The organism is Streptomyces sp. NPDC048290 (genome assembly GCF_040652095.1).
Lineage (GTDB): Bacteria > Actinomycetota > Actinomycetes > Streptomycetales > Streptomycetaceae > Streptomyces.
In genome coordinates this window covers 48,325-71,049 of record NZ_JBEZLM010000001.1, presented here as the reverse complement: position 1 = coordinate 71,049, position 22,725 = coordinate 48,325, and the positions used below count along the sequence as shown (strand labels likewise).

Annotated in this window: 19 protein-coding genes; 10 read left to right on the top strand and 9 right to left on the bottom strand. The window is 73.4% G+C overall.

What is annotated here, in order from left to right:
* Positions 1-99: 99 nt before the first annotated feature.
* A complete protein-coding gene (locus AB0D49_RS00275) occupies positions 100-1,365 on the bottom strand; it encodes an FAD-binding protein (protein ID WP_362748206.1) in 1,266 nt (421 codons plus the stop codon).
* A gap of 200 nt (positions 1,366-1,565) precedes the next feature.
* Between AB0D49_RS00275 and AB0D49_RS00270 the strand changes: the two genes are divergently transcribed.
* The 4 genes from AB0D49_RS00270 to rsgA all read left to right on the top strand — a co-directional run bounded on the left by AB0D49_RS00270 (position 1,566) and on the right by rsgA (position 6,453).
* The gene (locus tag AB0D49_RS00270; protein WP_362748203.1) at positions 1,566-2,885 is read left to right on the top strand and encodes a radical SAM protein; all 1,320 of its coding nucleotides are present in this window, start codon (positions 1,566-1,568) and stop codon (positions 2,883-2,885) included.
* 144 nt (positions 2,886-3,029) lie between these two features.
* Entirely contained in the window at positions 3,030-3,398 is a 369-nt protein-coding gene (locus AB0D49_RS00265) for a hypothetical protein (RefSeq protein WP_362748200.1), read from the top strand.
* A 146-nt stretch (positions 3,399-3,544) separates the two neighbouring features.
* Positions 3,545-5,041: a cellulose-binding domain-containing protein gene (locus AB0D49_RS00260; RefSeq protein WP_362748197.1), complete on the top strand. Its 1,497-nt coding sequence runs from the start codon at positions 3,545-3,547 to the stop codon at positions 5,039-5,041.
* A 266-nt stretch (positions 5,042-5,307) separates the two neighbouring features.
* The gene (rsgA, locus tag AB0D49_RS00255) at positions 5,308-6,453 is read left to right on the top strand and encodes a ribosome small subunit-dependent GTPase A (RefSeq protein ID WP_362748194.1); all 1,146 of its coding nucleotides are present in this window, start codon (positions 5,308-5,310) and stop codon (positions 6,451-6,453) included.
* 30 nt (positions 6,454-6,483) lie between these two features.
* On the opposite strand, the gene AB0D49_RS00250 is transcribed toward rsgA, so the two are convergent.
* Together AB0D49_RS00250 and AB0D49_RS00245 are read right to left on the bottom strand one after the other, a co-directional pair.
* Positions 6,484-6,756: a hypothetical protein gene (locus tag AB0D49_RS00250; RefSeq protein WP_362748191.1), complete on the bottom strand. Its 273-nt coding sequence runs from the start codon at positions 6,754-6,756 to the stop codon at positions 6,484-6,486.
* A gap of 31 nt (positions 6,757-6,787) precedes the next feature.
* A complete protein-coding gene (locus AB0D49_RS00245; protein WP_362748188.1) occupies positions 6,788-7,804 on the bottom strand; it encodes a hypothetical protein in 1,017 nt (338 codons plus the stop codon).
* A gap of 160 nt (positions 7,805-7,964) precedes the next feature.
* Here AB0D49_RS00245 and AB0D49_RS00240 point away from each other — a divergent pair, with 160 nt between their 5' ends.
* The gene (locus AB0D49_RS00240; RefSeq protein WP_362748185.1) at positions 7,965-9,353 is read left to right on the top strand and encodes an AlkA N-terminal domain-containing protein; all 1,389 of its coding nucleotides are present in this window, start codon (positions 7,965-7,967) and stop codon (positions 9,351-9,353) included.
* Between the two features lie 33 nt (positions 9,354-9,386).
* Here AB0D49_RS00240 and AB0D49_RS00235 read toward each other — a convergent pair whose 3' ends face one another.
* Together AB0D49_RS00235 and AB0D49_RS00230 are read right to left on the bottom strand one after the other, a co-directional pair.
* Positions 9,387-9,869, bottom strand: a complete 483-nt coding sequence (locus AB0D49_RS00235; RefSeq protein WP_362748182.1) for a DUF456 domain-containing protein — start codon at positions 9,867-9,869, stop codon at positions 9,387-9,389.
* Positions 9,870-10,027: 158 nt separating this feature from the next.
* Complete coding sequence (locus tag AB0D49_RS00230; protein ID WP_362748179.1) at positions 10,028-11,011, bottom strand: helix-turn-helix transcriptional regulator; 984 nt, start codon at positions 11,009-11,011, stop codon at positions 10,028-10,030.
* 317 nt (positions 11,012-11,328) lie between these two features.
* Between AB0D49_RS00230 and AB0D49_RS00225 the strand changes: the two genes are divergently transcribed.
* Both AB0D49_RS00225 and AB0D49_RS00220 read left to right on the top strand, forming a co-directional pair.
* A complete protein-coding gene (locus AB0D49_RS00225; protein WP_362748176.1) occupies positions 11,329-12,855 on the top strand; it encodes a protein phosphatase 2C domain-containing protein in 1,527 nt (508 codons plus the stop codon).
* A 252-nt stretch (positions 12,856-13,107) separates the two neighbouring features.
* Positions 13,108-14,850 (top strand): pyruvate dehydrogenase, encoded by a 1,743-nt coding sequence (locus AB0D49_RS00220; protein WP_362748174.1) that lies wholly within the window; start codon positions 13,108-13,110, stop codon positions 14,848-14,850.
* Between the two features lie 12 nt (positions 14,851-14,862).
* On the opposite strand, the gene AB0D49_RS00215 is transcribed toward AB0D49_RS00220, so the two are convergent.
* Positions 14,863-16,338 (bottom strand): helix-turn-helix domain-containing protein, encoded by a 1,476-nt coding sequence (locus AB0D49_RS00215; RefSeq protein ID WP_362748172.1) that lies wholly within the window; start codon positions 16,336-16,338, stop codon positions 14,863-14,865.
* A 324-nt stretch (positions 16,339-16,662) separates the two neighbouring features.
* Here AB0D49_RS00215 and AB0D49_RS00210 point away from each other — a divergent pair, with 324 nt between their 5' ends.
* Together AB0D49_RS00210 and AB0D49_RS00205 are read left to right on the top strand one after the other, a co-directional pair.
* The gene (locus AB0D49_RS00210) at positions 16,663-17,283 is read left to right on the top strand and encodes a hypothetical protein (RefSeq protein WP_362748169.1); all 621 of its coding nucleotides are present in this window, start codon (positions 16,663-16,665) and stop codon (positions 17,281-17,283) included.
* A 565-nt stretch (positions 17,284-17,848) separates the two neighbouring features.
* Positions 17,849-18,328, top strand: coding sequence for an ATP-binding protein (locus AB0D49_RS00205; protein WP_362748166.1), 480 nt, complete (start codon positions 17,849-17,851; stop codon positions 18,326-18,328).
* 115 nt (positions 18,329-18,443) lie between these two features.
* Here the strand turns inward: AB0D49_RS00205 and AB0D49_RS00200 are convergent, their stop codons facing one another.
* Positions 18,444-19,511, bottom strand: coding sequence for a DUF2637 domain-containing protein (locus tag AB0D49_RS00200; RefSeq protein WP_362748163.1), 1,068 nt, complete (start codon positions 19,509-19,511; stop codon positions 18,444-18,446).
* Positions 19,512-19,828: 317 nt separating this feature from the next.
* The gene (locus AB0D49_RS00195; RefSeq protein WP_362748160.1) at positions 19,829-20,662 is read right to left on the bottom strand and encodes a (2Fe-2S)-binding protein; all 834 of its coding nucleotides are present in this window, start codon (positions 20,660-20,662) and stop codon (positions 19,829-19,831) included.
* Positions 20,663-20,817: 155 nt separating this feature from the next.
* Between AB0D49_RS00195 and AB0D49_RS00190 the strand changes: the two genes are divergently transcribed.
* Positions 20,818-21,657, top strand: coding sequence for a GntR family transcriptional regulator (locus AB0D49_RS00190; protein WP_362748157.1), 840 nt, complete (start codon positions 20,818-20,820; stop codon positions 21,655-21,657).
* A 38-nt stretch (positions 21,658-21,695) separates the two neighbouring features.
* On the opposite strand, the gene AB0D49_RS00185 is transcribed toward AB0D49_RS00190, so the two are convergent.
* Positions 21,696-22,472 (bottom strand): hypothetical protein, encoded by a 777-nt coding sequence (locus tag AB0D49_RS00185; protein WP_362749276.1) that lies wholly within the window; start codon positions 22,470-22,472, stop codon positions 21,696-21,698.
* Between the last annotated feature and the right edge of the window lie 253 nt (positions 22,473-22,725).

The window sequence follows — 22,725 nt, the reverse complement described above, 5'->3', positions numbered from 1 at the left end:
GGCTCAGGGGCCGCGTCCACCGGCGGACCGGTGACGCCGGTACGGGCCGCCCCGCCCGGCGAGGAACGGGCTTGTCGAAAGTCCTGTCCAGCCGAGTCCTCACTCAGCCCCTCCGAGCCCCAGACAGTCGCTCACGAACGCGTTGGTGAAGGTCCCGCGCGGGTCCAGCGCCCGCCGCAGCTCCCGGAAGTCCCCGAGCCTCGGATACCGCTCCCGCACCACCGCGCCCGGCATCGCGAACACCTTCCCCCAGTGCGGCCGGGCCCCGAACCCGTCGAGTGCCGCCTCCACCCGCCGCACCACGGGCAGCACGGCAGCGGTGTCCGCGACCCAGGTGAAGTGCACGGCGACGGAGTCCCGGCCGTGGCTCGGGCTCAACCACTGTCCGTCGCCCGCGACCGCCCGCACCTCACAGGTCAGGGTGACCGGCGCGAGCACGGCCCGCAGCGCGTCCAGCGCCGCCAGGGCCGCCGGGGCGTGCTCCCGGGCCAGCAGATACTCGGACTGCAGTTCGTCACCGCTGCTCGGAGCGGACTCCGCCCGGAAGTGCGGCAGCCGCTCGTGCCAGGGCCCCGGCACCCCGCCCTGCTCGGTGCAGTGGCCCGCGGGCATCCCCGGCACCGGATGCACGGCCCGGGTCGCGGGCGTGCCCCAGGGCACCTCCGGCACCGGCTGATCGGTCCGCCGCTTCACCCACAGCTGCCGGAACCCGGGCGCCCGCCAGTCCGTGAACAGACTGACGCTGTACGCCGCCGTCAGCGCCGCCCCGACATCGAGACCGGTCGGCGGCAGCCCGGTGAACACCCACTGCTCCACCTCGAAAGCGGGCTCCAGATCCAGGGTGAGCGCGGTGACCACGCCGAGCGCGCCCAGCGCGGTCACGGCCCCGCCGAACCGTGGATCGCCCCGCCCGATCGTCACCGCCGTCCCGTCCGCGGTGAGCAGCTCCACCTCCCGTACGGCGTCGGAGAGCGGTCCGTTGCCCGCGCCCGAGCCATGGGTGCCGGTGGCCACCGAACCGGCCACCGAGATATGCGGCAGCGAGGCCAGATTGGGCAGCGCGAGACCGTGGGCGTGCACCGCGCGGGCCAGCTCCGCGTACCGGACCCCGCCGCCGACCCGTACCGTGCGGGCGGCCGTGTCGATGTCGAGGACCGGCGCGAGCCCGTCCAGGCAGAGCAGCACACCGCCGGGTCCCGGGTCGGCGGCGGTGTTGAAGGAGTGCCCGCTGCCCAGCACCCGCACCCGGTCGGCGGACACCACCACGTCCCGCACCGCGGCGGCCGAACGGGGCCGGGACACCTCGGCGGCCCGGTAGGTGATGTTCCCGGCCCAGTTCCTGACCGGCCCGCTGGCCCCTGACATCCGGCACCCCTCTCGACGACCGTGAGGTGATCATCACATCACCGCCCGCCGACCGCGCGACCCGGTCCTGTTTGCTCATACGGACGCCCCTGACGAAGACTGTCGGCAGCGTCGACGCTCCGGTGGACCCGGCTGCACGCCTGGCGAGGCAGGGGGCATACCGTGAGGAGTCGAACACCGCCGCAGGGAGGAGACAGGGGATGGGCAGCCGTACCGCGCTCGTCGAGGATCTGATGGAGCGGTTCCCGCACGTACCGCGGGAGGCCGTCTTCAAGGAGGACCTGCTGCGCGGCGGAGTCGCCTTCGACCCGTCCGCGCTCAGTGACAACGAGGGGGGCGAGGTCAAGCCGAAGTCGTACTTCATCTTCTCCTTCGACCACGGCACCCTGCCCGAGCTGGGCGAGGCCGCGCTGCGCCGCCCCCCGGAGGAGATCATCCTCACCGGCGGCCCCTACGACCTGCGCCGCACGGTCGTCTCGGTCCGGGTGAACCCGGCCTCCCCGTACCGGGTCGCCGCCGACGACTCCGGGATGCTCGGCCTCTACCTCGACGGCAAGCGGATCGCCGACGTCGGGGCGCCGCCGATGCCGGAGTACTACAAGCACACCCTCTCCAACGGGAAGTCCGTGATGGAGGTGGCCCCCACCATCCAGTGGGGCTATCTGATCTACCTCACCGTCTTCCGGGTCTGCCAGTACTTCGGCGCCAAGGAGGAGTGCCAGTACTGCGACATCAACCACAACTGGCGCCAGCACAAGGCGGCCGGCCGTCCGTACACCGGGGTCAAGGACATCGACGAGGTCCTGGAGGCCCTGGAGATCATCGACCGGTACGACACCCAGAAGGCGTCCACCGCCTACACCCTCACCGGCGGCGCCATCACCAAGACCGTCGGCGGCCGGGACGAGGCCGACTTCTACGGCCGCTACGCCAAGGCCATCGAGGAGCGCTTCCCGGGCCGCTGGATCGGCAAGGTCGTCGCCCAGGCCCTGCCCCGCGACGACGTCCAGCGGTTCAAGGACTACGGCGTGCAGATCTACCACCCCAACTACGAGGTGTGGGACGAGTACCTGTTCAAGATGTACTGCCCCGGCAAGGAGCGGTACGTCGGCCGGGACGAGTGGCACCGGCGCATCCTGGACTCCGCGGAGATCTTCGGTCCCCGCAATGTGATCCCCAACTTCGTCGCGGGCGTCGAGATGGCCGAGCCGTTCGGCTTCAAGACGGTCGACGAGGCCATCGCCTCCACCACCGAGGGCCTGCGCTTCTTCATGTCGAAGGGCATCACGCCCCGCTTCACCACCTGGTGCCCCGAGCCCACCACCCCGCTCGGCAAGGCCAACCCGCAGGGCGCCCCGCTGGAGTACCACATCCGGCTCCTGGAGGCGTACCGCAACACCATGGACGAGTTCGGTCTCTCCTCGCCCCCCGGCTACGGCCCGCCCGGACCCGGCCGCGCGGTGTTCTCGGTCAGCTCCTTCATGGACAGCCTCGCCGCCCAGCAGCCCGCGGAGGTCTGACCCGCTCCGGCCGCTACCCGTCCGCCCCGCCCCGCCCCGTGCCGACCGACGGGACGGGGCAGACGGAGTGGGACCGTATGTGACGGTGACCGCGGCGCCGGTCATCGCTGAACCGGGCTCGCGCGACGGCCCACGGCGCTTGTCGTGCCCGCCTCCGCCCGGACCGCCGCCGACCGGGCGGGACCCGGCGCCGGACCCCGCGAACCGACCGCCGCCGTCGCCGTCTGCGACACCTGGCCCACCGGCGACCACGCCGGGCAGCCGCGCGGCCTCACCGGACTCCTCTCCGGATTCCTGACCGGATTCCCGACCGGATTCCTGACCGGATTCCTCTCCGGATTCCTCGCCGGGGACGAGGGCGGGCTCGTCACCGCCACCGCCGACGGCCATGACACCACCGCCATGACACCACCGCGCCGCCGCGGCCCGCCCCTCCGGGTTTCCCGTCGAACTGACGAACCATCAAAGAACGCCGGAGCGACGGAGAAACAAGAAACCGCTGGTAGGCGCTGATACTGATGGGCACTCCCGTGACGGCTAATCGGATGCCTAGCTTGTCAGTTGTGGTGAATACGTGAAAGGCTCGGCACCGCCCGCGAGGTTCCCCACAACTCCCGTATCCATAAGGTGAGTTGACCTCGCCCGGACGCAGGAGACCCATGCCAGACCTGCCGACCCCCCAGAACGCCACCGAGGCAGCCGAGTTCGACGAGAGCTGGGACACCGTTCTCTCGTACGCCGACCTGTGCACGGCCGGTTCCGACGCCGCCGTGGAGCTGGCCACCGAGGCGTTCGCGCACGGCGTCCGGGAGACCCGCGCCGGCGCCCCCGGCCGCGGTGCCGGACGCCGGACCGCCGCCCTTCCGCACATCCCGCTGCTGCTCGGCGCGGTCCGTGACACCGCCGCCGACTGGGAGCGCCGGGGCCAGGGCCACCGGCTCGACCCCGATCTGCGGCTGTGGCTCACCTCCGAACAGGCCGCCCGCTTCACCGGCCCGCCCACCCAGCGCCCGCTGGCCCTGCGCGGCCTCCAGGACATGCAGCGGCCCGACGCCGCGCTGCTGTGGCTGACCGAGGTCGAGTCGCTGCCGCTGCCCGCCGTCGCCGCCCGCCTGGAACTCGACCCCGGCGGTGTCGCCGAGGAACGCACCGAGGTCCGGGCGCTGTTCCGGGACCGCTGTCTGCGCAACCACCTCGACCGCCCGATGGACACCCAGTGCCGGAACTACGCCCGGATGCTGGACGCCGTCACCCGTACCGCCGTCGCCGACACCCCCGACGACCTCTCCCACCATCTGGCCCGCTGCCCGTACTGCGCCGAGGCCGCCGCCTGTCTGCGGGTGCACGGCGGACAGCTGCCCGCCGCCCTGTCCGGCGGGGTCATCGGCTGGGGCGGACTCGCCTACCTGGAACGCCGCCGCCGCGCCGCCGAGGTACGGCTCGCCGCCCGGCGCGCCACCTGCGACCTCGGCCGCTCGGCGGCACCGGACACGCGCCGCGTCCGGCTGCTGCGCGGCGGGCTGCTCGCCGGGGCGGTCCTGGTCTCGCTGGTGGCGCTCGGGGTCTCCCTGATGCCGTTCGGCGGGGCGAAGAGCGACGCCGCGGTCCGGGGCGAGGACGCCGCCGACCGGCAGCCGCCCGCCACCGGCCCCGGGACCGGCGGACCCGGCCCCACCGCGACCGGCCCGAGCCGCGAACCGTCCGGCACGCCCGCGCCGTCGGTGTCCGCCGTGCCCTCGCCGTCCCCGTCCCACCGGGCGCCCGACCCGGAGCCGCAGGGCACCTCCACGGCGTCCGCCGGCGCCGGGGGACCCACCCCGAGCGCCCCGGCCACGCCCCCCAGCACCTGCCGGGCCACCTACGACATGACCAGCGAGTGGTCCACCGGCTTCCAGGCCGTCGTCGAGGTCACCACCGAACGCGCGCTGGACGACTGGACCGTCGCCTGGGACTTCCGGCCCGGCCAGCGCATCTCCCAGATGTGGGACGCCCACCCCGAGCAGCGCGGCACCCGGGTGAGAGTCGACGCCGCGCACTACAACCGGGCGGTGCCCGCCGGGGGATCGCTGACCTTCGGATTCGTCGGCCTGTACGGCGACGCCAACGGCGTGCCGAAGAACATCACCCTCAACGGACGGCCCTGCGCGCTGCGCTGAGCATGTGGTCCGGAAAAAGGAGTTGACCCGTCTCCGGGGCACGGGGCTAGAGTCCCGGTGTCGACCACGACCGCGACCACGACCGCGACCGCGACCGCGACCACGACCGAGACCAGAGGACGAGGAGGTGCTGACCGATGGCTGTCACTGCGCTGGGCGCTGCCCGCATCCCGCTCCCCATCACGTCCACCTCCGCGGTCACCGGCTGATCGACACCGTTGCGCGACCTCTTCGCGCGCCGGGACCGCATGTCGAAGGGTCCCCCCTTGACTTTCTCCACCGGTTCCACCGATTCCACCCGTTCCTCTGCTTCCACCGGTTCCTCCGGTTCCCCTGACTTCTCCGTCCTCGTCCCCTACGGCTGGGACGACGCCTGGGCCGCCGAGTTCGCCCCGTACGCCGCCGAGGGGCTGCTGCCCGGCCGGGTCGTCCGGGTCGACCGGGGCCAGTGCGATGTGCAGACCGCCGCCGGTCCGCTCCGCGCCGACACCGCCTTCGTCACCCCGCACGACCCGCTGCGCGTGGTGTGCACGGGCGACTGGGTCGCCGTCGAGCCCGGCGGGAACCCGCGCTATGTACGGACGTGTCTGCCACGCCGTACCGCCTTTGTGCGCTTCACCTCCTCCAAGCGGTCCGAGGGGCAGATCCTCGCCGCCAATGTCGACCACGCCGTCGTGGCCGTCTCGCTCGCCGCCGAGCTGGACCTCGGCCGGGTCGAACGCTTCCTCGCCCTGGCCTGGGAGTCCGGCGCCCAGCCCCTGGTGGTGCTCACCAAGGCCGACCTGGTGCCGGACGCGGTGACCCGGGCGCATCTGGTGCAGGACGTCGAGACCAGTGCGCCCGGTGTGCCGGTGCTGCCGGTCAGCTCGGTCGACGGGGACGGGCTCGATGTGCTCGCCGCCGTCACCGCCGGGGGCACCTCCGTACTGCTCGGCCAGTCCGGCGCGGGGAAGTCCACGCTGGCCAACGCGCTGCTCGGTGAGGAGGTGATGGACGTCCAGGCGACCCGGGACGTCGACGGCAAGGGGCGGCACACCACCACGACCCGCAATCTGCTGCTGCTGCCCGGCGGCGGAGTCCTGATCGACACCCCGGGACTGCGCGGGGTCGGCCTGTGGGACGCGCAGACCGGCGTCGGCCAGACCTTCGCCGAGATCGAGGAACTGGCGCGGGACTGCCGGTTCCACGACTGCGCCCACGAGTCCGAGCCGGGCTGCGCGGTGCAGGCCGCGCTGGACGCCGGTGACCTGCCGCCGCGCCGGCTGGACAGCTACCGCAAGCTGCTCCGGGAGAACCAGCGGATCGTCGCCAAGACCGACGCCCGGCTGCGCGCGGAGATCCGCAAGGACTGGAAGCGCAAGGGCGCGGAGGGCCGGGCGGCGATGGAGGCGAAGCGGGGCCGACTGCGCTAGGCGGGCCGACCGTCAGGAGGACCCGCTCTGCTAGGGGTCCTCCGGCATCGAGGCGATACCGCTCTCGATGACACAGCCCTCGGACGGATCGAGGGTGTGCGCCCGGCTGGCCCCGGGCGCGGTGGCCGACGCCCCGTCGCCCGGGGCGTCGGCGCCGGTCTCCTCGTCGGAGGCCGACGCGGTGGCGCACGGGGTCGGTTCGCCCGGGTCGCCGGACCCGGCGTCGTCGTCCCCGCACCCGCCGAGCGCGCACACGAGCACCGCCGTCAGCACACCGAGAAGTGCCCGTGTGGACCCGGTCATGGGTGGTTCCGCCCTCCGCGCGCCGCCGCCGTCAGTACGAAGAGTAGGTGTTGAACGCGTCGCCGACCCAGGTCGCGAAGTACGGCGAGCGCATCTCGGTCGGGTTGTCGCGGCTGTCGTTGTTGCTGTTCACGCCGTTCACCCAGCCGCTGTAGTAGACGTTGTCGTCCTTGCCGAAGAGCCAGGGGCCGCCGCTCGATCCGCCGGTCATGTTGCAGGGCATCTTGATCTGGTCCGTGGTGAAGACGGAGCGCTGGGCGGTGGTGGCGGAGCAGTAGTACTGCCACTGGCCGTCGAAGGCGCCGGCCGCCGGGTAGCCCATGGACGTCATGAAGCGGTCCTTGGGGTAGTTCCACTGGAGGCCGAGGCCGCCGACCGCGTTGACCAGCTCACCGGAGGAGTTGGGCGCGGTGATGACGATCCCGAGGTCGTAGCCGAAGTTGCCGCTGTTGGTCCAGCCGTTGAAGGCGACCAGGGTCTCGGCCCACCAGGTGCCATAGGGGCGGTTGCCGTGGTTGTAGTACGGCACGAACTGCCAGTTCGACGCCCAGCCCTGGCCGGGACCGCCGTGGACGCAGTGTCCGGCGGTGAACACCATGTTCTTGTTGGTGCTGTTGACCGCGGACCCGGAGCAGACGTAGTCGAGGCCGTTGGAGGCGGTGTAGAAGACCTTGCCGACGACCTGGGTGGCGGTGACGGCCGCGCGCAGGACGTCGGCGGACGGGGTCGCGGTGCCCGCGACCGGGTCGGAGCCGGTGGTCGCCGGGCCGGTCGGCCGCTGCGGCGCGGCGGGGGGCCGCTCGCGCGGCGGTGTGGCGGGGACGGTGAGATCGGTCGACTCGACGGGGATGGCCGCGGCCATGCGCTCGGGGGTCCAGTACGCGGCGGTGCGGGCCGCGGCTCCGGCGGGGACCCGGTGTTCGACCGTCTTGGTGGCGGCCGGGGCCGGTGCCGGGCGGGCCTGAGCCGCGGTGGCGGTGCCGGTGAGCAGGAGCAGGGTGGCGGCGAGACCGCCGGCGAGCGCGTGTCGGCGACGTATGCCTAACACATGGAACCTCCGGATTGGTGGCATGGACGCATCAATCTCAAGGGGAGGTGTCCGGACTGTCAACGGAGTGTGTCCGGCATCTGTCCGGAAGTGTCACCCCCTGTTCATGTCCGATTCCCGCCAGCGGCGCTCTCGGGGGCGGCGCAGACTGGACCTCGTGATGGATGAGGACACCCGCTACGAAGCCGTCCGCAGCAGGGACGCCCGGTTCGACGGCGCGTTCTTCTTCGCGGTCGAGACCACCGGCATCTACTGCCGCCCGAGCTGTCCGGCCGTCACCCCGAAACGCCGGAACGTCCGGTTCTTCCCGACCGCCGCCGCGGCCCAGTGCTCCGGGTTCCGCGCCTGCCGCCGCTGCCGCCCCGACGCGGTGCCCGGCTCGGCCGACTGGGACGTCCGCGCCGATGTCGTCGGACGGGCCGTCCGGCTCATCCGTGACGGTGTCGTCGACCGCGAGGGCGTCGCCGGACTCGCCGCCCGGCTCGGCTACAGCGCCCGGCAGGTGCAGCGCCAGCTCACCGCCGAACTCGGCGCGGGTCCGGTCGCCCTGGCCCGCGCCCAGCGCGCGCACACCGCCCGGGTCCTGCTCCAGACCACCGCGCTGCCGATCACCGAGATCGCCTTCGCGGCCGGGTTCGCCAGCGTCCGCCAGTTCAACGACACGATCCGCGAGATCTACGCGCTCACCCCGAGCGCCCTGCGCTCCGCCGCCCCCGCGCCCCGCCGCCCGGCACCGGACGCCACCCCCGCCACCGGCATCCCGCTCCGCCTCGCCCACCGCGGCCCCTACCACGCCGCCTCGGTCTTCGATCTGCTCGCCGCCGAGGCCGTCCCCGGCGTCGAGGAGATCACCGGCCCGCCCGGCGCCCGCGGCTACCGCCGCACCCTGCGCCTCCCGTACGGCACCGGGGTCGCCGCCGTCGCCGAGCGCACCGGCACGTCCGGCACCGCCACCCACCCCGGCGGCTGGCTGGACGCCGTACTGCACCTCACCGACCAGCGCGATCTCACCACCGCCGTACAGCGGGTGCGGCGGCTGTTCGACCTCGACGCCGACCCGTACGCCGTCGACGCCCGGCTCGGCACCGACCCCCGGCTCGCCCCGCTCATCGCCGCCCGCCCCGGACTGCGCTCACCCGGCGCCGCCGACCCCGCCGAACTGGCCGTCCGCGCCCTGCTCACCCCGGCCGCGACAGCGGACCTGGTCCAGCGGTACGGCACGACGCTGGACGCCCCCGACGGCACGCTCACCCATCTCTTCCCCGAGCCCGCCGCCCTCGCCGCCGCCCGTCCCGGCACCCTGCTGGGCGCGCTCACCGCCGCGCTCGCCGACGGCACCCTGCGGCTGGACCCCGGCGCCGACCGGGACGCCTCGCAGGCCGCGCTGCGGGCGCTGCCCGGTCTGGACCCGGCCGTCGTCGCCGCCGTCCGCACCCGTGCCCTCGGCGACCCCGACGTGGCACCGCCCGGCACCGACCTCCCCGACACCTGGCGCCCCTGGCGCTCGTACGCCGTACGGCATCTGCGGGTCGCGGGGGAGCCGGTGTGAGCGCGCGGGCCTGCGCGCCCGGCCCGGACCCGGTCAGCCCCAGATCACCGCGCCCAGCCACGCCGCGAAGATCAGCTGGCAGGTGAACAGCTCCGTCAGCACACTGGAGCCGCCCGAGCGCATCGCGGTGCGCAGGGCGGTCATCGCCTCCCCGTGCCCGCCGAGCCGCAGCCGCTCGGACAGATAGACCCCGCCCAGGAAACCCGGCACCGCCCCGACCACCGGGACCAGCACGAACCCGAGGAACGAGCCCACGCCCGCGTAGACCGCCATCCTGGGCGTCGCCCCGGACTCGGTCAGCCGGCGGGGCGGCAGCGACCAGCGGACCACCTGGGACAGCAGCAGCGCCACCGACGCCCCCACCAGCAGCCCCCAGGCCACCGGCGCCGGGTTCTTCAGCGCCCACCACAGGACTCCGGCCCACACCAGCCATGAACCCGGCACCCCGGGCACCAGCACTCCGCACAGGCCGAGCAGCAGGACGACGCCGACCAGCAGGAGGTCCCAGACACCCATCTGTTCAGAGTGCCGGACCCCGGCGGCACGCGCAGGTCAGCGAACCGGCCGCGGTCCGGCGCGCAGCGCCCGGCTCTCCGTGCCCGGCACCGCTCCCGTGCCCGGCACCGCTCCCACGCCCCGCACCGCCCTCACGCCCGCCACCGCTCCCGCCCCCCTCACCGCTCCCGTGCGACCCACCCGCGTTCATACGCGTGCCAGCCCAGCTGGAGCCGGGTCGAGGACCCGGTCAGCTCCATCAGCCGCTTCACCCGGCGCTGGACCGTGCGCAGCCCCAGGTCCAGTTGCTTGGCCACGCTCACATCGGTCAGGCCCGCCAGCAGCAGGGAGAGGATCTCCAGATCCTCTCCGTCGGGCGCGTCCGGCGCCCGCTCGCTCACGCCCGCCCCGCCCAGTCGCAGCGGCAGCGCGTCCCGCCACACCGACTCGAACAGCCCGCACAGCAGCTCCAGCAACCCGCTCGCGTGCACCACCAGCGCGGCCGGTTCCGCCGCCCGCGCGGTCAGCGGCACCAGGGCCAGCGACCGGTCGGCGACCACCAGCTTGGTCGGCACCCGGTCCACCACCCGCACCTGCTCGTCCCGGCGCAGCGCCGCCGTCAGCTCGGTGATCCCGTCCGGCGGGTCCAGCACCGCCCGCTCCACCACCACCCGGTAGCGCACCCCGCGCCCGGCGGCCTGCTCCTCGGCGTCGTTCTCCATGCCCGTCACCGCCACCGGGTTCCCGGTCACCAGCGCGCACACCTCGTCGGTCGCGCCCAACTGGAGCTGGAGGAACCGCTGCGCGACCGCCGCCGCGCCGCTCACCACCTCGACCAGATCGTGTACCGCCGGTTCGGCCGCCGCCGCCCGGTACTCCTCGGAGAGCAGCACCGCCGTCAGCTCCGCCTGCTCCAGCTCGTGCCGCCGCTGGGTGAGCAGCGCGCCCAGCGCCACCCCGGGCGGCGCCGCCACCCACCGGCCCGGCCGGGCGGGGGACTGCGCCGCCAGCCCCCGCGCCTCCAGCAGCCGCAGCGTCTGCTCGGCCTCCCGCTCGGCCAGCCGCAGCCGCCGCGCCAGATCCGGCACATCGGCGGCCCCCACCGCCACCAGCGTCCGGTACGCCGCCTCGTGCGTGTCGTCCAGCCCTATCGCCGCCAGCATCAGGCGAACCCTCCCTCCTCGCCGTGGCGGAAACCGGCCACGGCGCAAACCCGCCTCGGCACATCATCGCCGTACCGGTGGTCACTCTGCCAAGGTGGAGCCACGGCGACATACGTCACCGCGCGTCGTCAAGCGGGCCTTTTCGGCCGGACCGGCGCGCCTGTGCGCGATACGCCCATGACTGTCGTCGGGCGGTTCTCCCGTGGGGGGTGGAGCCGCCCGACGGCCTTTGTCCGACACACCGTTCGACGTGCACGAGTGCGGCGGATTTCCGTATGCCCGTTTTCCCGGCGTCCCTGCGGTGGACAATTAGGGGCATGAGCCAACAGGGGGGAAGCCCCACCGGTCATGAGGACGACTGGTGGGGTCAGTTGTACGACGACTCCACCGAGGACACCGGCCCCGCACCGGCCGCCGACTCCTTGGACGACCGGTTCGCCTCGGCATCGGGAGCGGTCACCACGGACGCCACGGACGTCACGGACGCCACGGGAGACACGGGCGGGACGGGCGGGACGGGTGACCCCGGAGGGGCAGGGGGCACGGGGGGCACGCGCGACCCCTCAGGTCCCGCCGCCCCCGCCACCCCGGCCGTGGACCCCCGTCGCCCCGACCGCGCCCGGGACCCGCGAGGCACCACCCGCCCGCCCGCGTCACCCCCGCCCGCGTCCCCCGGGCCGCCCCCGCCCCCACCCCTCCGGACCCCGGCACCCCCGGCGCCCCCGCCGCCCCGCCCCGCCACCGGGCTCGTCCGCCAGCGCGCCCCCTGGGAACGGCCGCTGCCCACCGCGGGCGGACCGTCGACCTTCCCCCCGCCCCCGCCGCCGCGCCGCCCGGCCCCCGCCGAACCCTCCGCGACCCCCGGCGACACCTCCGCCCCCACCGTCGTCCACGTCGGCTCGGGACCGCCCACCTACGACCCCGAACCCACCGCCCTGCCCGCCGCCGACCCCGACGACCTCGCCGACCTCGTCGCGGACACCGTGCTGGACGGCGCCCGGTACGGCGTCAGCACCCTGCGCGCTGTCTCGGTCCGCGGCGACTCCGCCCGCTACCGGGGCGAGCCCCGCCGGGACGCGCTGCTCACCGCCCGCTTCGGCACCGGGGCCGACGCGCTGGTGCTGGTCGCGATGGCGAGCGGCGCCCGCGCCACCCCGGCGGCGCACCGCGCGGCGGCCGAGGCGTGCCAGTGGATCGCGCGGGCCGTGGGCCGCAGCCACACCCGGCTGGCCGAGGACATACGCGCCGGGCGGCGCGGCGATCTGAAGTCCGGACTGCACCGGCTCACCGACCGCAGCCTCGGCAAGCTCCGCGCCGGGGCGGCCGACCGGGGCCTCGGACCGGACGAGTACGCGGCCACCCTGCGCTGCCTCCTGCTGACCGCCGACCCCGAGTGCCGTACCCGGGTGTTCTTCGGGGTCGGCGCGGGCGGCCTCTTCCGGCTCCGGGACGGCGTCTGGCAGGACATCGAACCGCAGATCACCGACGCCCCGGGGGAGCCCCTGATGAGCTTCGGCTCGCCGCCCGCCGAGACCCCCGAGGGCGACCGGCTCACCATGGACCTGAACATCCCGACCCCGCCGAGCCCCTACGAGCCCGCCCCCGAGCGGCCCCGAGAGCCCTTCAGGTTCCGCGCCTCGGTGGCCCGCCCGGGGGACACCCTGCTGATGTGCACCCACGGCCTGGCCGAACCGCTGCACGGCGAGCCGGAGCTGACCGCCCATCTGACCGCCCGCTGGTCCGGTGCCGCCCCACCGGGCCTGGCCGCGTTCCTCGCCGACATCCAGACCCGGGCCAAGGGCTACGCCGACGACCGTACGGCGGCGGCCGTTTGGGAGGCGTGACGCGTACGGCGTGACCGTGCTCACGGAAACCTTCCGACTGCTCCCGGAAACCTGCCGACCGCTCTGGGAAACCTTCCTACGGGGGGCAAGATCCTGCCCCCGGTGCGTGATCGTGGTCCGGCGCCGTGATCGCGTAGCTTGGGAGGCGAAACCACGTTCGATGTGAATTCATGGAATCCGAGCGGCACCCCGGAAGACCTTCCGGGAGGCACCGGGTCCGGGAATGCATGGAGACCGAAGGGCAGCGCAGTCATGGCCAAGCAGAACGTCGCCGAGCAGTTCGTCGACATCCTCGCCCGCGCCGGAGTCAAGCGGCTCTACGGCGTGGTCGGCGACAGCCTCAACCCCGTCGTCGACGCCGTCCGGCGCAACTCCGCGATCGACTGGGTGCACGTCCGCCATGAGGAGACCGCCGCCTTCGCGGCCGGTGCCGAGGCCCAGATCACCGGCCGGCTCACCGCCTGCGCCGGCTCCTGCGGCCCCGGCAACCTGCACCTCATCAACGGGCTGTACGACGCGCACCGCTCGATGGCCCCGGTCCTCGCCCTCGCCTCGCACATCCCGTCCAGCGAGATCGGGCTCGGCTACTTCCAGGAGACCCACCCCGAGTCGCTGTTCCGCGAGTGCAGCCACTACAGCGAGATGATCTCCAACCCGAAGCAGATGCCGAGGGTCCTCCAGAGCGCGATCCAGCACGCGGTGGGCCAGAGCGGCGTCGGCGTCATCACGCTCCCCGGTGACATCGCCGACCACCCGGCCCCCGACAAGCCCCTGGAGACCGCCCTCGTCACCTCCCGCCCCTCGATCCGCCCCGGCGACGCCGAGATCGACAAGCTGGCCGACCTCATCGACCGCGCCGAGAAGATCACCCTGTTCTGCGGCAGCGGCACGGCCGGGGCGCACGCCGAGGTGATGGAGTTCGCCGAGAAGGTCAAGTCCCCGGTGGGCCACGCCCTGCGCGGCAAGGAATGGATCCAGTACGACAACCCGTACGACGTCGGCATGAGCGGACTGCTCGGCTACGGCGCCGCCTACGAGGCGACCCATGAGTGCGATCTGCTGATCCTGCTGGGCACGGACTTTCCGTACAACGCCTTCCTGCCGGACGATGTGACGATCGCGCAGGTGGACGTCCGCCCCGAGCGGCTGGGCCGCCGCTCCAAGCTGGACCTGGCGGTGTGGGGCGATGTGAAGGAGACCCTGCGCTGTCTCACCCCCCGGGTGAAGGCCAAGAGCAACCGCCGCTTCCTCGACAAGATGCTGAAGAAGCACGCGGACGCCCTGGAGGGGGTCGTCAAGGCGTACACCCGCAAGGTCGACAAGCATGTCCCGATCCACCCGGAGTACGTGGCCTCGGTACTGGACGAGATGGCCGACGACGACGCGGTGTTCACCGTCGACACGGGCATGTGCAACGTGTGGGCGGCCCGGTACATCTCGCCCAACGGCCGCCGCCGGATCATCGGTTCCTTCTCGCACGGCTCGATGGCCAACGCGCTGCCCATGGCCATCGGCGCCCAGTTCACCGACCGGAACCGGCAGGTCGTGTCGATGTCCGGGGACGGCGGCTTCTCCATGCTGATGGGCGACTTCCTCACCCTGGTCCAGTACGACCTGCCGGTGAAGGTCGTCCTCTTCAACAACTCCTCGCTGGGCATGGTCGAACTGGAGATGCTGGTCGCCGGGCTCCCCTCCTACGGCACCACCAACAAGAACCCCGACTTCGCCGCCGTCGCCCGCGCCTGCGGTGCCTACGGGGTGCGGGTCGAGAAGCCCAAGGACCTCGCGGGCGCCCTGAAGAGCGCCTTCAAGCACAAGGGCCCGGCGCTGGTCGATGTCGTCACCGACCCCAACGCGCTGTCCATCCCGCCGAAGATCAGCGCCGAGATGGTCACCGGCTTCGCCCTCTCCGCGTCGAAGATCGTGCTGGACGGCGGGGTCGGCCGGATGCTCCAGATGGCCCGCTCCAACCTGCGCAATGTGCCCCGCCCCTGACGGCGGCCCTGCCTACGACGGATAGGGAATCCAGCGGCGGTCGATGGTGTCGTACTGATACCGGTCGAGACCCCCGATCGCGCTGGTGCGGAAGGGACGCCCCCCGTCGTCGATCCGGACCGTGCCGGTGCGGCCCTGCGAGGACCAGTCCAGCTCCAGATACCAGTCGCAGGCGCACCCCGTGGTCCGGGCCGTCACCTCCAGCACCTCCGGGTCGGTGCTGGAGACCCGGTACGGCAGCTTCACGGCCGGGATGACCGTGCCCTCGTCACTGCCCGGCACCGAGCGGGCGATGGGCCGGTCCTTGTCGAGGTCCACATCGAAGTAGCGCGGGGAGATCGACCCGCCGCACCCCTGGTCCATGGCGTACGAGGTGCCGGGCACGGGCGCCGCGCGGCCCACCACCCGGACCCGCAGCGCCTCCAGCACCACCGCCGTCGTCGACTTCCCCTGCACGGTGATCCGCACATTGGTGTCCCGGCCGTGCACCGCGCCCTGCGCCGCCGCCCAGGCGCGGGCGTCCTGCGCGGCCGGAGGCGGCGGCACCTGGGCGGGCGGCCGGTCGATCACATAGTCATGACCGCAGCCCAGCGCCCAGGCGTGCGAGTCGGAGGTCCAGGTGAGGGGGAGCGCGGCGGGGGCGCTGGGGTCGGGGGCGCCGCCGGGCGCGCTGGTCCGCCCGCTCGGCAGCGGCGACCCGGGCGTACCGCCCTTGGCCTCCGGTTCGCGCGAGGGCGCCGGGGAGGAGCCGGAGGCGGAGGGCGAGGGGGAGGCGCTCGAAGCGCCGGGGGAGGGCGTGACCTCCGACGTACCGGGTGAGGGACTGCCGCCGCGCGCCCCGGCCGCCGCGGGCCGGTCGCCCGAGGGCAGCGCGGACAGCGAACCGAGCGTCGCCAGCAGCGCGGCGGCCACAGCGGCGGCGACGACCGTACGACGGCGGCGGTACCAGGTGACGTCCGTGCCGGGCGCTGCGGGCGGGGCGGTGCCGTCGGGTACGGGGTCCTGGGCGCGCTCATCGGCCGGGGTGACCGGAATTAGTTCCTCCGGTCCGGCGTCCGGACTGTGGTCTTCGGCCGGGGCGACCGGAATCGCCTCCTCCGGTCCGGCGTCCGGGCCGTGCTCGTCGGCCGGGGCGACCGGAGCAGCCCCCTCCGGTCCGGCGTCCGTGCCGGGTTCCCCGGGAGGGGCGAGCGGACTCACCGCCGTCGCCGCGTCCGCCGTCCGTGCCCGCTGCCGGGCCGCCACCGCCAGCAGCCACACCCGGTGCAACTCGTGCCGCTCCTGCGCCGACGCCCCGCACAGCGCGGCGAACCGCTCCACCGGGGCGAACTCCACGGGCACCGCGTCCCCGGCGCAGTACCGGTGCAAGGTCGAGGTGTTCATCCCGAGGCGGCGGGCGAGTGCGCCATAGCTGCGGTCGGTCCGCTCCTTCAGCCCGCGGAGCTGCGCCGCGAACCGCTCGACATCGTCGTCGTGCTGTGCCGACACCGTTCTCCCTGGTTCCTGTGCGCGGGCGGACCTGGAGGACGGGGACACGGCGTCCCCGCGAGGCATCCCAGGCACCCTATGTACCTGCACGTCAGAGGGGCTGGGATGGTTCCATCCCGGCAGATTGTTGCAGCCGCCCGCCCGGAGCGCCGATGCTCTTGGTGTCGCCCGGGGGACACCCCATGCGGGGGGTGTGGCCGGCCCGACCAGCCGGCCGCGGGCGACCTCGTCCGACCGTGTCCGACGTCGTTCGGCCTCGTCCGGCGCCTCATCCACGCGTATCTCTCGCGTCGTCACGCGACTTCATCAACGGGGAGTAATTCCATGCACGTCCGTACCCAGGTCCGTCTGGCCACCGCGCTCACCGCGCTCACCGTCGCCGCGGCCACCGCCGCCACGGTCCTCGCCGCTCCCGCCGGGGCCGCCTCGCGCGCTCCGGCCTTCCTGTCGGCGTCCCAGCTGCCGCCGCACCCGTTCTCCGCCTGGACCGCCGGGAAGGTCACCGGCGGTGTCCCGGACGAGCTGCGGCTCTGCCTGGACGAGGTGTTCCCGGGCTACGACTCCCGCTACCGCCCGTTCCGTACCGACGTGGACGCCAGCGCCCGTCAGCTCACCATCGTCACCGGCACCGCCGCCAAGGCCAAGGCGCTGGCCGACCGGATGAACAAGGAGATCCGCGGCTGCGCCCGGCGTATCGAGGCGGCCGACCCGGAGATCGAGGCGTCCTACCGCGGCTATGGCTCGCTCGCCGTGGAGGAGGGCGCCCGGGTGCACGGGCTGCACACCGAGGCGTCCTGGGGGGCGACGGACATCCGGCTGATGTCGGTGGGCCGGGACGGCCGCACGGTCACCGTCGTGGACTGGTCCCAGATGGGCGACTTCACCGACGCCCCGGTGAAGGCGTTCAAGAAGACGACGGTCACAGCCGTGAACAAGCTGTACTGAGCGAGCTGAGCTGAGCGAGATGTACTGAGCGAGCGGTACTGAGCGCGCTGTAGACGGCGAGCCGTACCGAGCGACCCGCGGGCCCGTACCCCTTCAGGTGCGGTACGGGCTCTCCGCACGCGCCCGTCGGGGGGACGGAGCGCGAGCACGGGGTCGTCCTGCCGCCACGGGGGCGGCGGGACGACCCCGTCGCCATGTCCGCCCCCGCCCCCGCCCGCCTTGCCCACCCCCGTCCGCACCCGAATGATTCAAGCCAGATTCACGTGCATGTGACGGTGTGCCACGAGACCCCAGGAATCCGGCTGTCCGAAACGCCTCACGCCCGCTTGTGCACCCGCACGCCCTGATGCACGGTTTCGAACCGGCCGCGCGGCTGAACTCCTGCGGTCCGGACGCCGAACTCCGGCTGTCCCGCCCGACTCCGGGCAGCGGTCCGCCCCCGCGAGGATGGCCGAACACCCCGGGCTGGGCGACGGGCCATGAGTGCCCGGTGACCCATTGGGCAAGGTTCTCCGTGAACGTGTTCGACAGGAGGGGAACCGAGATCGGCACGCGGGCGGGGGTCATGAAGAGGCAAGTACACGGGGGCTGTCCCACGGTCGCCGGGTCCAAAGCGGCGCAGTCGGGCGGGACGGGGACGACGGCGGAAGGACAGCGGCGGCCGAGACTGCGGCGCCGGCTGGGACGGGCGGATCTACGGGCGGTGCCCGAGGCCCGACGGGCGGTGCGCGAGCTGTTGCGCACCTGGGAAGGGCCCGACGAACAGTCGCAGATAGCGGAGCTGCTGACCAGTGAACTGGTCACCAACGCACTGGTGCACACCGACCGGGACGCGGTGCTGACCGCCGAGGTGGGCCCGCACGGAGTACGGGTGGAGGTACGGGACTTCGTGGCGCAGCGGCCCCGGCCCCGGCCCGCCGTGGCCCACGAGGCGACCCATGGCCGGGGACTGGCCCTGGTGGAGTCCCTGGCGGACGCCTGGGGCGTCCGTGCGCACGGGGTGGGCAAGTCGGTCTGGTTCGAACTGGGCGCGGAGGCGGCGTAGGACGGCCGACGCGGTGACCGGGCGCGGAAACGGGGCGGGGCGCGACCCGTCTCCGGTCGCGCCCCGCCCCGTGAATGCCGTCCGTGTCCCGCCGACCGGACGTCGTGTCGTGCTCCTAGCCGAACTGCTGCTCCAGGTCCTTGAGCTTGCGCTCCAGGGAGTCCAGCCGCGGCAGGGCCATGGTGTCGTCCTCCGCGGTCAGATCGACGGTGACCGGGTCGGAGCCGCCGCGGAGCGGGTCAGGCCCGGTACGGACCGGCTGGAGGGAGGGACGCTGGCGTACGGGCAGTTGTTCCGCGGTCGCTATGGCAGGCTCCGCGGAGACTCGGTCCGAGCCGCCCTGCTCCCCCGAGGGCAGTTCCACCTGGCGTCCGTGGCCGCGGCCCACCATGCCCCGGTGTCCCCGGCTGATCGCCTTCAGCCGGGCCCGCTCCAGGCGCTCGGCGTCGCGGCGGCGCAGGCGATCCTGCTCCTTCAGCTTCTTGTCCTCGCGGACCTCGTCGACCGCCTCGTCCAGGCTGCGCACGTTCTCCAACAGCATCAGCGACCACGCCCTGTACGTTTCGAGCGGGGCACGCAGCCAGCGCACGATCCGGATCTGCGGCAGCGGACGCGGGACGAGACCCTGCTCGCGCAGGGCGGCCCGGCGGGTCTGCTTCAGCGCGCGGTCGAACAGCACCGCGGCCGACAGGGACATGCCGGCGAAGAAGTGCGGGGCACCGGCGTGCATCGCGCCCCGGGGGGCGTGCACCCAGTTGAACCAGGCGGCGGCGAGGGCGAAGGTCCACACGAGTATCCGGGAGCCGAGGGCCGCGTCACCGTGGCTGGCCTCCCGCACCGCGAGTACCGAGCAGAACATGGCCGCCCCGTCCAGACCGAACGGGACCAGGTACTGCCAGCCCCCGGTCAGGCCGAGGTTCTGCTCGCCGAAGCCGACCAGACCCTTGAAGGAGAGCGCGGCGGCGACCGCGGCACAGCAGAAGAGCAGGACGTAGGAGACGCTGCTGTACAGGGTCTCCTTGCGCCTGCGGCGCTCCTCGGAACGCTCCCACGAGTCCTCCGTGCGCGCGTCCTTCCCCGTGACGCGCTTGCCACGCGCCAGCACCGCAATCGCCGCCAGCATGCCCAGGAGCAGTACGGCGCCGGGTAGCAGCCAGTTCAGCGATATGTCGGTCAGTCTCATTCTGGGGGTCCCTCGCATTGGGGTAGGGCGTAACGCCCGCCATAGTGACCCAATCCCGGCGGCCCTCAGGGGGTTTCGGGGCAAGAGGCCGCCAAGGAATGCAAGAGGATTGCCCAGGGCGGCGTTCTGCTCGAACTGCCGCTTGAGGGGCGGGAGTTGAGTTCGAATAAGACTACCCGTACGGGTGGTTCCAGGGGAACTTCCCGAGACGGGTGGGGATCCTGTGAAAATCCCGAAACCATACAGGGGTCCCGTCCGCGCAGGATCTTAGCGCGCCCGCGCACCCCCCGCGCACCAGGGGTGGTGCGCGGGACGGCTCAACCGGCGGCCTGGGCCATCAGTTTGACGACACGTTCGGCGTCGCAGGCGCGCGGGCAGGTGGCGCACAGATCGTCGGGGCGCAAGGTGTAGTGCATACAGCAGGTCACCCGGTCCCGGGTGGGCAGCGGCTCACCGCCGGGACCGGTGAGTGTCCGGAAGGCGGCGGAGCCCGCGTACGGCTTGAAGGTGCCGGGCAGCAGCAGTTCCAGTTCGCGGGTGGCGCGCTCCTTCTCGCCGAGCAGGTCCGCGATGTAGGAGAGGCCCTCGACGACCTCGTCGGTCGCCATGCCCCACAGGGCCCGGCCGCGGCGGCGCATCCGGGGTCCGAACGATCCGAACACCGGTTCAAGGTGTTCGGCCACCGCCTCGCGCACCGCGCCGCGCAGCGCCTCCTCGTCGGCGACCACCCGGGCGCCGGGCAGCGCGGCGGCCGGGTCGCCGGGCAGACAGGCGAAGTCGGAGGGGCGGACGGCCATCCGGTCGCGGTCGCGGTCGTAGGAGACATGCGTCACGGGGAAGCGGGGGACCCGGCGGTGGGTGAACCAGGGGACGGTGATCAGGAGGCAGGCGGTCCAGGCGTACCGGTGCAGCCCGAAGCTGGCGACGACGTCCGGGCGGCCGGGCTCGCCGTAGTCACGCCGGATCTGGGCGTCGTCCCAGGCCAGGAAGGTGTCCAGGGCGGTGCCGCCGTCGGCGAGCGCGGCGGCGGTGACCCAGCCGCCGTCCTCGGGGGTGGGGTCGGCGCCGGTCAGCTCCGTGATCGTGAGCCATGGGTAGACCTCGGCGAGGCGGGCGAAGGACTCCGCGACGGGCGACGAGGGGAGGGACATGCCTGACCACCGATTCGCGAACGACTACAGGTAAGCCTTACCTTACCTTCCCTGTTCGAAATTTGAACTGCCCGGTTCTGGGCCTAAGGTGCTTGACGGACGAGTAACAACCCGCCGTAATGACCCCAAGCACTGACAAGCCCGGAGGAGGACCCGTGAAGCAGGGTGTGCAGGGCACCGCCGGGGCCGGAACGCCGCCGCGGCCCCCCGCCGCACCGGGGGCACTGGGGGCACTGGGGGCACCGGGAGTCCGGGTGCCGCAGCAGACACGGGTCGAGGACGACACCGTACGGGAGCGGGAGTCCGCCCCCGGCACTTCCCCCGCAGCCGCCCGCGGCGAGCACACGCACAGCGAACCGCCCGCCCCGCGCGTGGTGGTGCAGCGCTCCTCCGTACGCGGCCAGATCCTGGACGCCCTGCGCACCGCCCTGCTGGCCGGTGAGCTGCGCCCCGGCGAGGTGTACTCGGCCCCGGCGCTCGGCGACCGGTTCGGTGTCTCCGCGACGCCCGTGCGCGAGGCCATGCAGCGGCTCGCCCAGGAGGGCGCCGTCGAGGTCGTCCCCAACCGGGGCTTCCGGGTGGTCCAGCGGGACGCCCGCGAACTGGCCGAACTCGCCGAGATCCGGGCCCTGATCGAGGTTCCGGTGCTGATGCGGCTGGCCCGTACCGTGCCCGCCGACGCCTGGGCCGACCTGCGCCCGGCCGCCGAGGCGACGATCCGCGCGGCGGCCACCGGCTGCCCCGCCTCCTACGCGGAGGCGGACCGCGCCTTCCACGGCGCGATGCTGGCCCTCGCGGGCAACGAACAGCTCGTCCACATAGCGGAGGACCTCCACCGCCGCACCCAGGCCCCCCGCCCCGGCCCCCACCTCCCGAGGGCCCGCACCGACCTCATGGCCGACGCGTCCCACCACGCCTCCCTGCTGGACGCGTTGATCGCCGGGGACCTGGACTCGGTGAATTTACTCATCACTGAGCATTTCAGGGTGATTTAGGCGGGGTGGGGGGGCTCATGCCTCTCGCCGGTGCGCCGTTAGGCCGTCGCCGCCGGTGGGGGGTTCAACCGGCTCGCCAGCCAGGTCGGCACACCTCCCAGCAGCCGGAACAGCCGCCGGGCCTCCTCCCGCAGCCGGGTCGCCTCGGGGTCCACCTCGGTGTCCGCCAGCGAGGCCAGCGCGGGGGCCGTCCCCACCAGGTAGCCCAGCTCCTCCCTGATCCGCAGGGACTCCGCGAACCCGTGCCGCGCCTCCGCCAACTCGCCGTCCCGCAGCGCGAGTCCGGCCAGATGGCGCCAGGTGAACGACAGCAGCAGCGCGTCGGAGCGCGCGGTCGCGCCCGCGTGGGCCCGCCGGTACGCCGCCCGCGCGGCCTGCGGCGAGCGTGCCAGGTTCTCCGCGATCAGCCCGCGCCGGAAGTCCAGCAGTGCCCGTCCCGCCGCGTCCGGCGGGATCAGTGCCGCGGCCCTGCCGAGCGCCGCGCGTGCCTCGTCGGCCCGGTCGCGGACCGCGAGGAGCGTGGAGGCGTAGGCCAAGTACCCGCGTTCACAAGCGGCGGCGCCGCGCTCCTCGTCGGTCAGGGCGAGCGCCTCGGCGGTGCGCAGCGCGTCCTCCGCGTCCGGCCAGCCCTGTTCGGTGTACAGACACCGTTCGACCAGCAGAGACGCCCGCTGGAGCGCCGCGGCCGGGGTATCCGGCCGGAGCAGTTCTGCGGCGTCCGTCCAGCAGGCCCGTGAGCGCAAGCGCCACACCGCCGTCTGAAGCGGGTCGTCGTCTGCGGTCGTTCCGGAACCAGACATGGCGGTATGCGCCACATTGCCCTCCCCGAGCGCGCCGTCGAGCTTTGGTGGTGGGCGCATTCCAGCACCTGTGACACCGTCGGGCCAAGGGGGCGGGTGAAGGATTTCACAAAGTCGTGGGACTTCCGGCCGCCGGGGGTTTCAGCCGCGTACACCCGGGGTTGGCCCCGGAGCCCGTCCCGACGGGCCGTCGACCAGGGGAAGATCAGCCGGAATGCCGGAATGCCGGAATCCTGGAATGCGGCCGTCGCCGGGTGCGCGAGCGGGG

Excerpts from the sequence above, each read along its gene's own strand:
- AB0D49_RS00205 (WP_362748166.1), top strand. The coding sequence starts at position 17,849 with ATGAAGAGGCAAGTACACGGGGGCTGTCCCACGGTCGCCGGGTCCAAA.
- AB0D49_RS00235 (WP_362748182.1), bottom strand. The coding sequence starts at position 9,869 with ATGGGTGTCTGGGACCTCCTGCTGGTCGGCGTCGTCCTGCTGCTCGGC.
- AB0D49_RS00230 (WP_362748179.1), bottom strand. The coding sequence starts at position 11,011 with ATGCTGGCGGCGATAGGGCTGGACGACACGCACGAGGCGGCGTACCGG.
- AB0D49_RS00260 (WP_362748197.1), top strand. The coding sequence starts at position 3,545 with ATGCCAGACCTGCCGACCCCCCAGAACGCCACCGAGGCAGCCGAGTTC.
- AB0D49_RS00225 (WP_362748176.1), top strand. The coding sequence starts at position 11,329 with ATGAGCCAACAGGGGGGAAGCCCCACCGGTCATGAGGACGACTGGTGG.
- AB0D49_RS00210 (WP_362748169.1), top strand. The coding sequence starts at position 16,663 with ATGCACGTCCGTACCCAGGTCCGTCTGGCCACCGCGCTCACCGCGCTC.
- AB0D49_RS00270 (WP_362748203.1), top strand. The coding sequence starts at position 1,566 with ATGGGCAGCCGTACCGCGCTCGTCGAGGATCTGATGGAGCGGTTCCCG.
- AB0D49_RS00250 (WP_362748191.1), bottom strand. The coding sequence starts at position 6,756 with ATGACCGGGTCCACACGGGCACTTCTCGGTGTGCTGACGGCGGTGCTC.
- AB0D49_RS00220 (WP_362748174.1), top strand. The coding sequence starts at position 13,108 with ATGGCCAAGCAGAACGTCGCCGAGCAGTTCGTCGACATCCTCGCCCGC.
- AB0D49_RS00200 (WP_362748163.1), bottom strand. The coding sequence starts at position 19,511 with ATGAGACTGACCGACATATCGCTGAACTGGCTGCTACCCGGCGCCGTA.
- AB0D49_RS00195 (WP_362748160.1), bottom strand. The coding sequence starts at position 20,662 with ATGTCCCTCCCCTCGTCGCCCGTCGCGGAGTCCTTCGCCCGCCTCGCC.
- AB0D49_RS00240 (WP_362748185.1), top strand. The coding sequence starts at position 7,965 with ATGGATGAGGACACCCGCTACGAAGCCGTCCGCAGCAGGGACGCCCGG.
- AB0D49_RS00275 (WP_362748206.1), bottom strand. The coding sequence starts at position 1,365 with ATGTCAGGGGCCAGCGGGCCGGTCAGGAACTGGGCCGGGAACATCACC.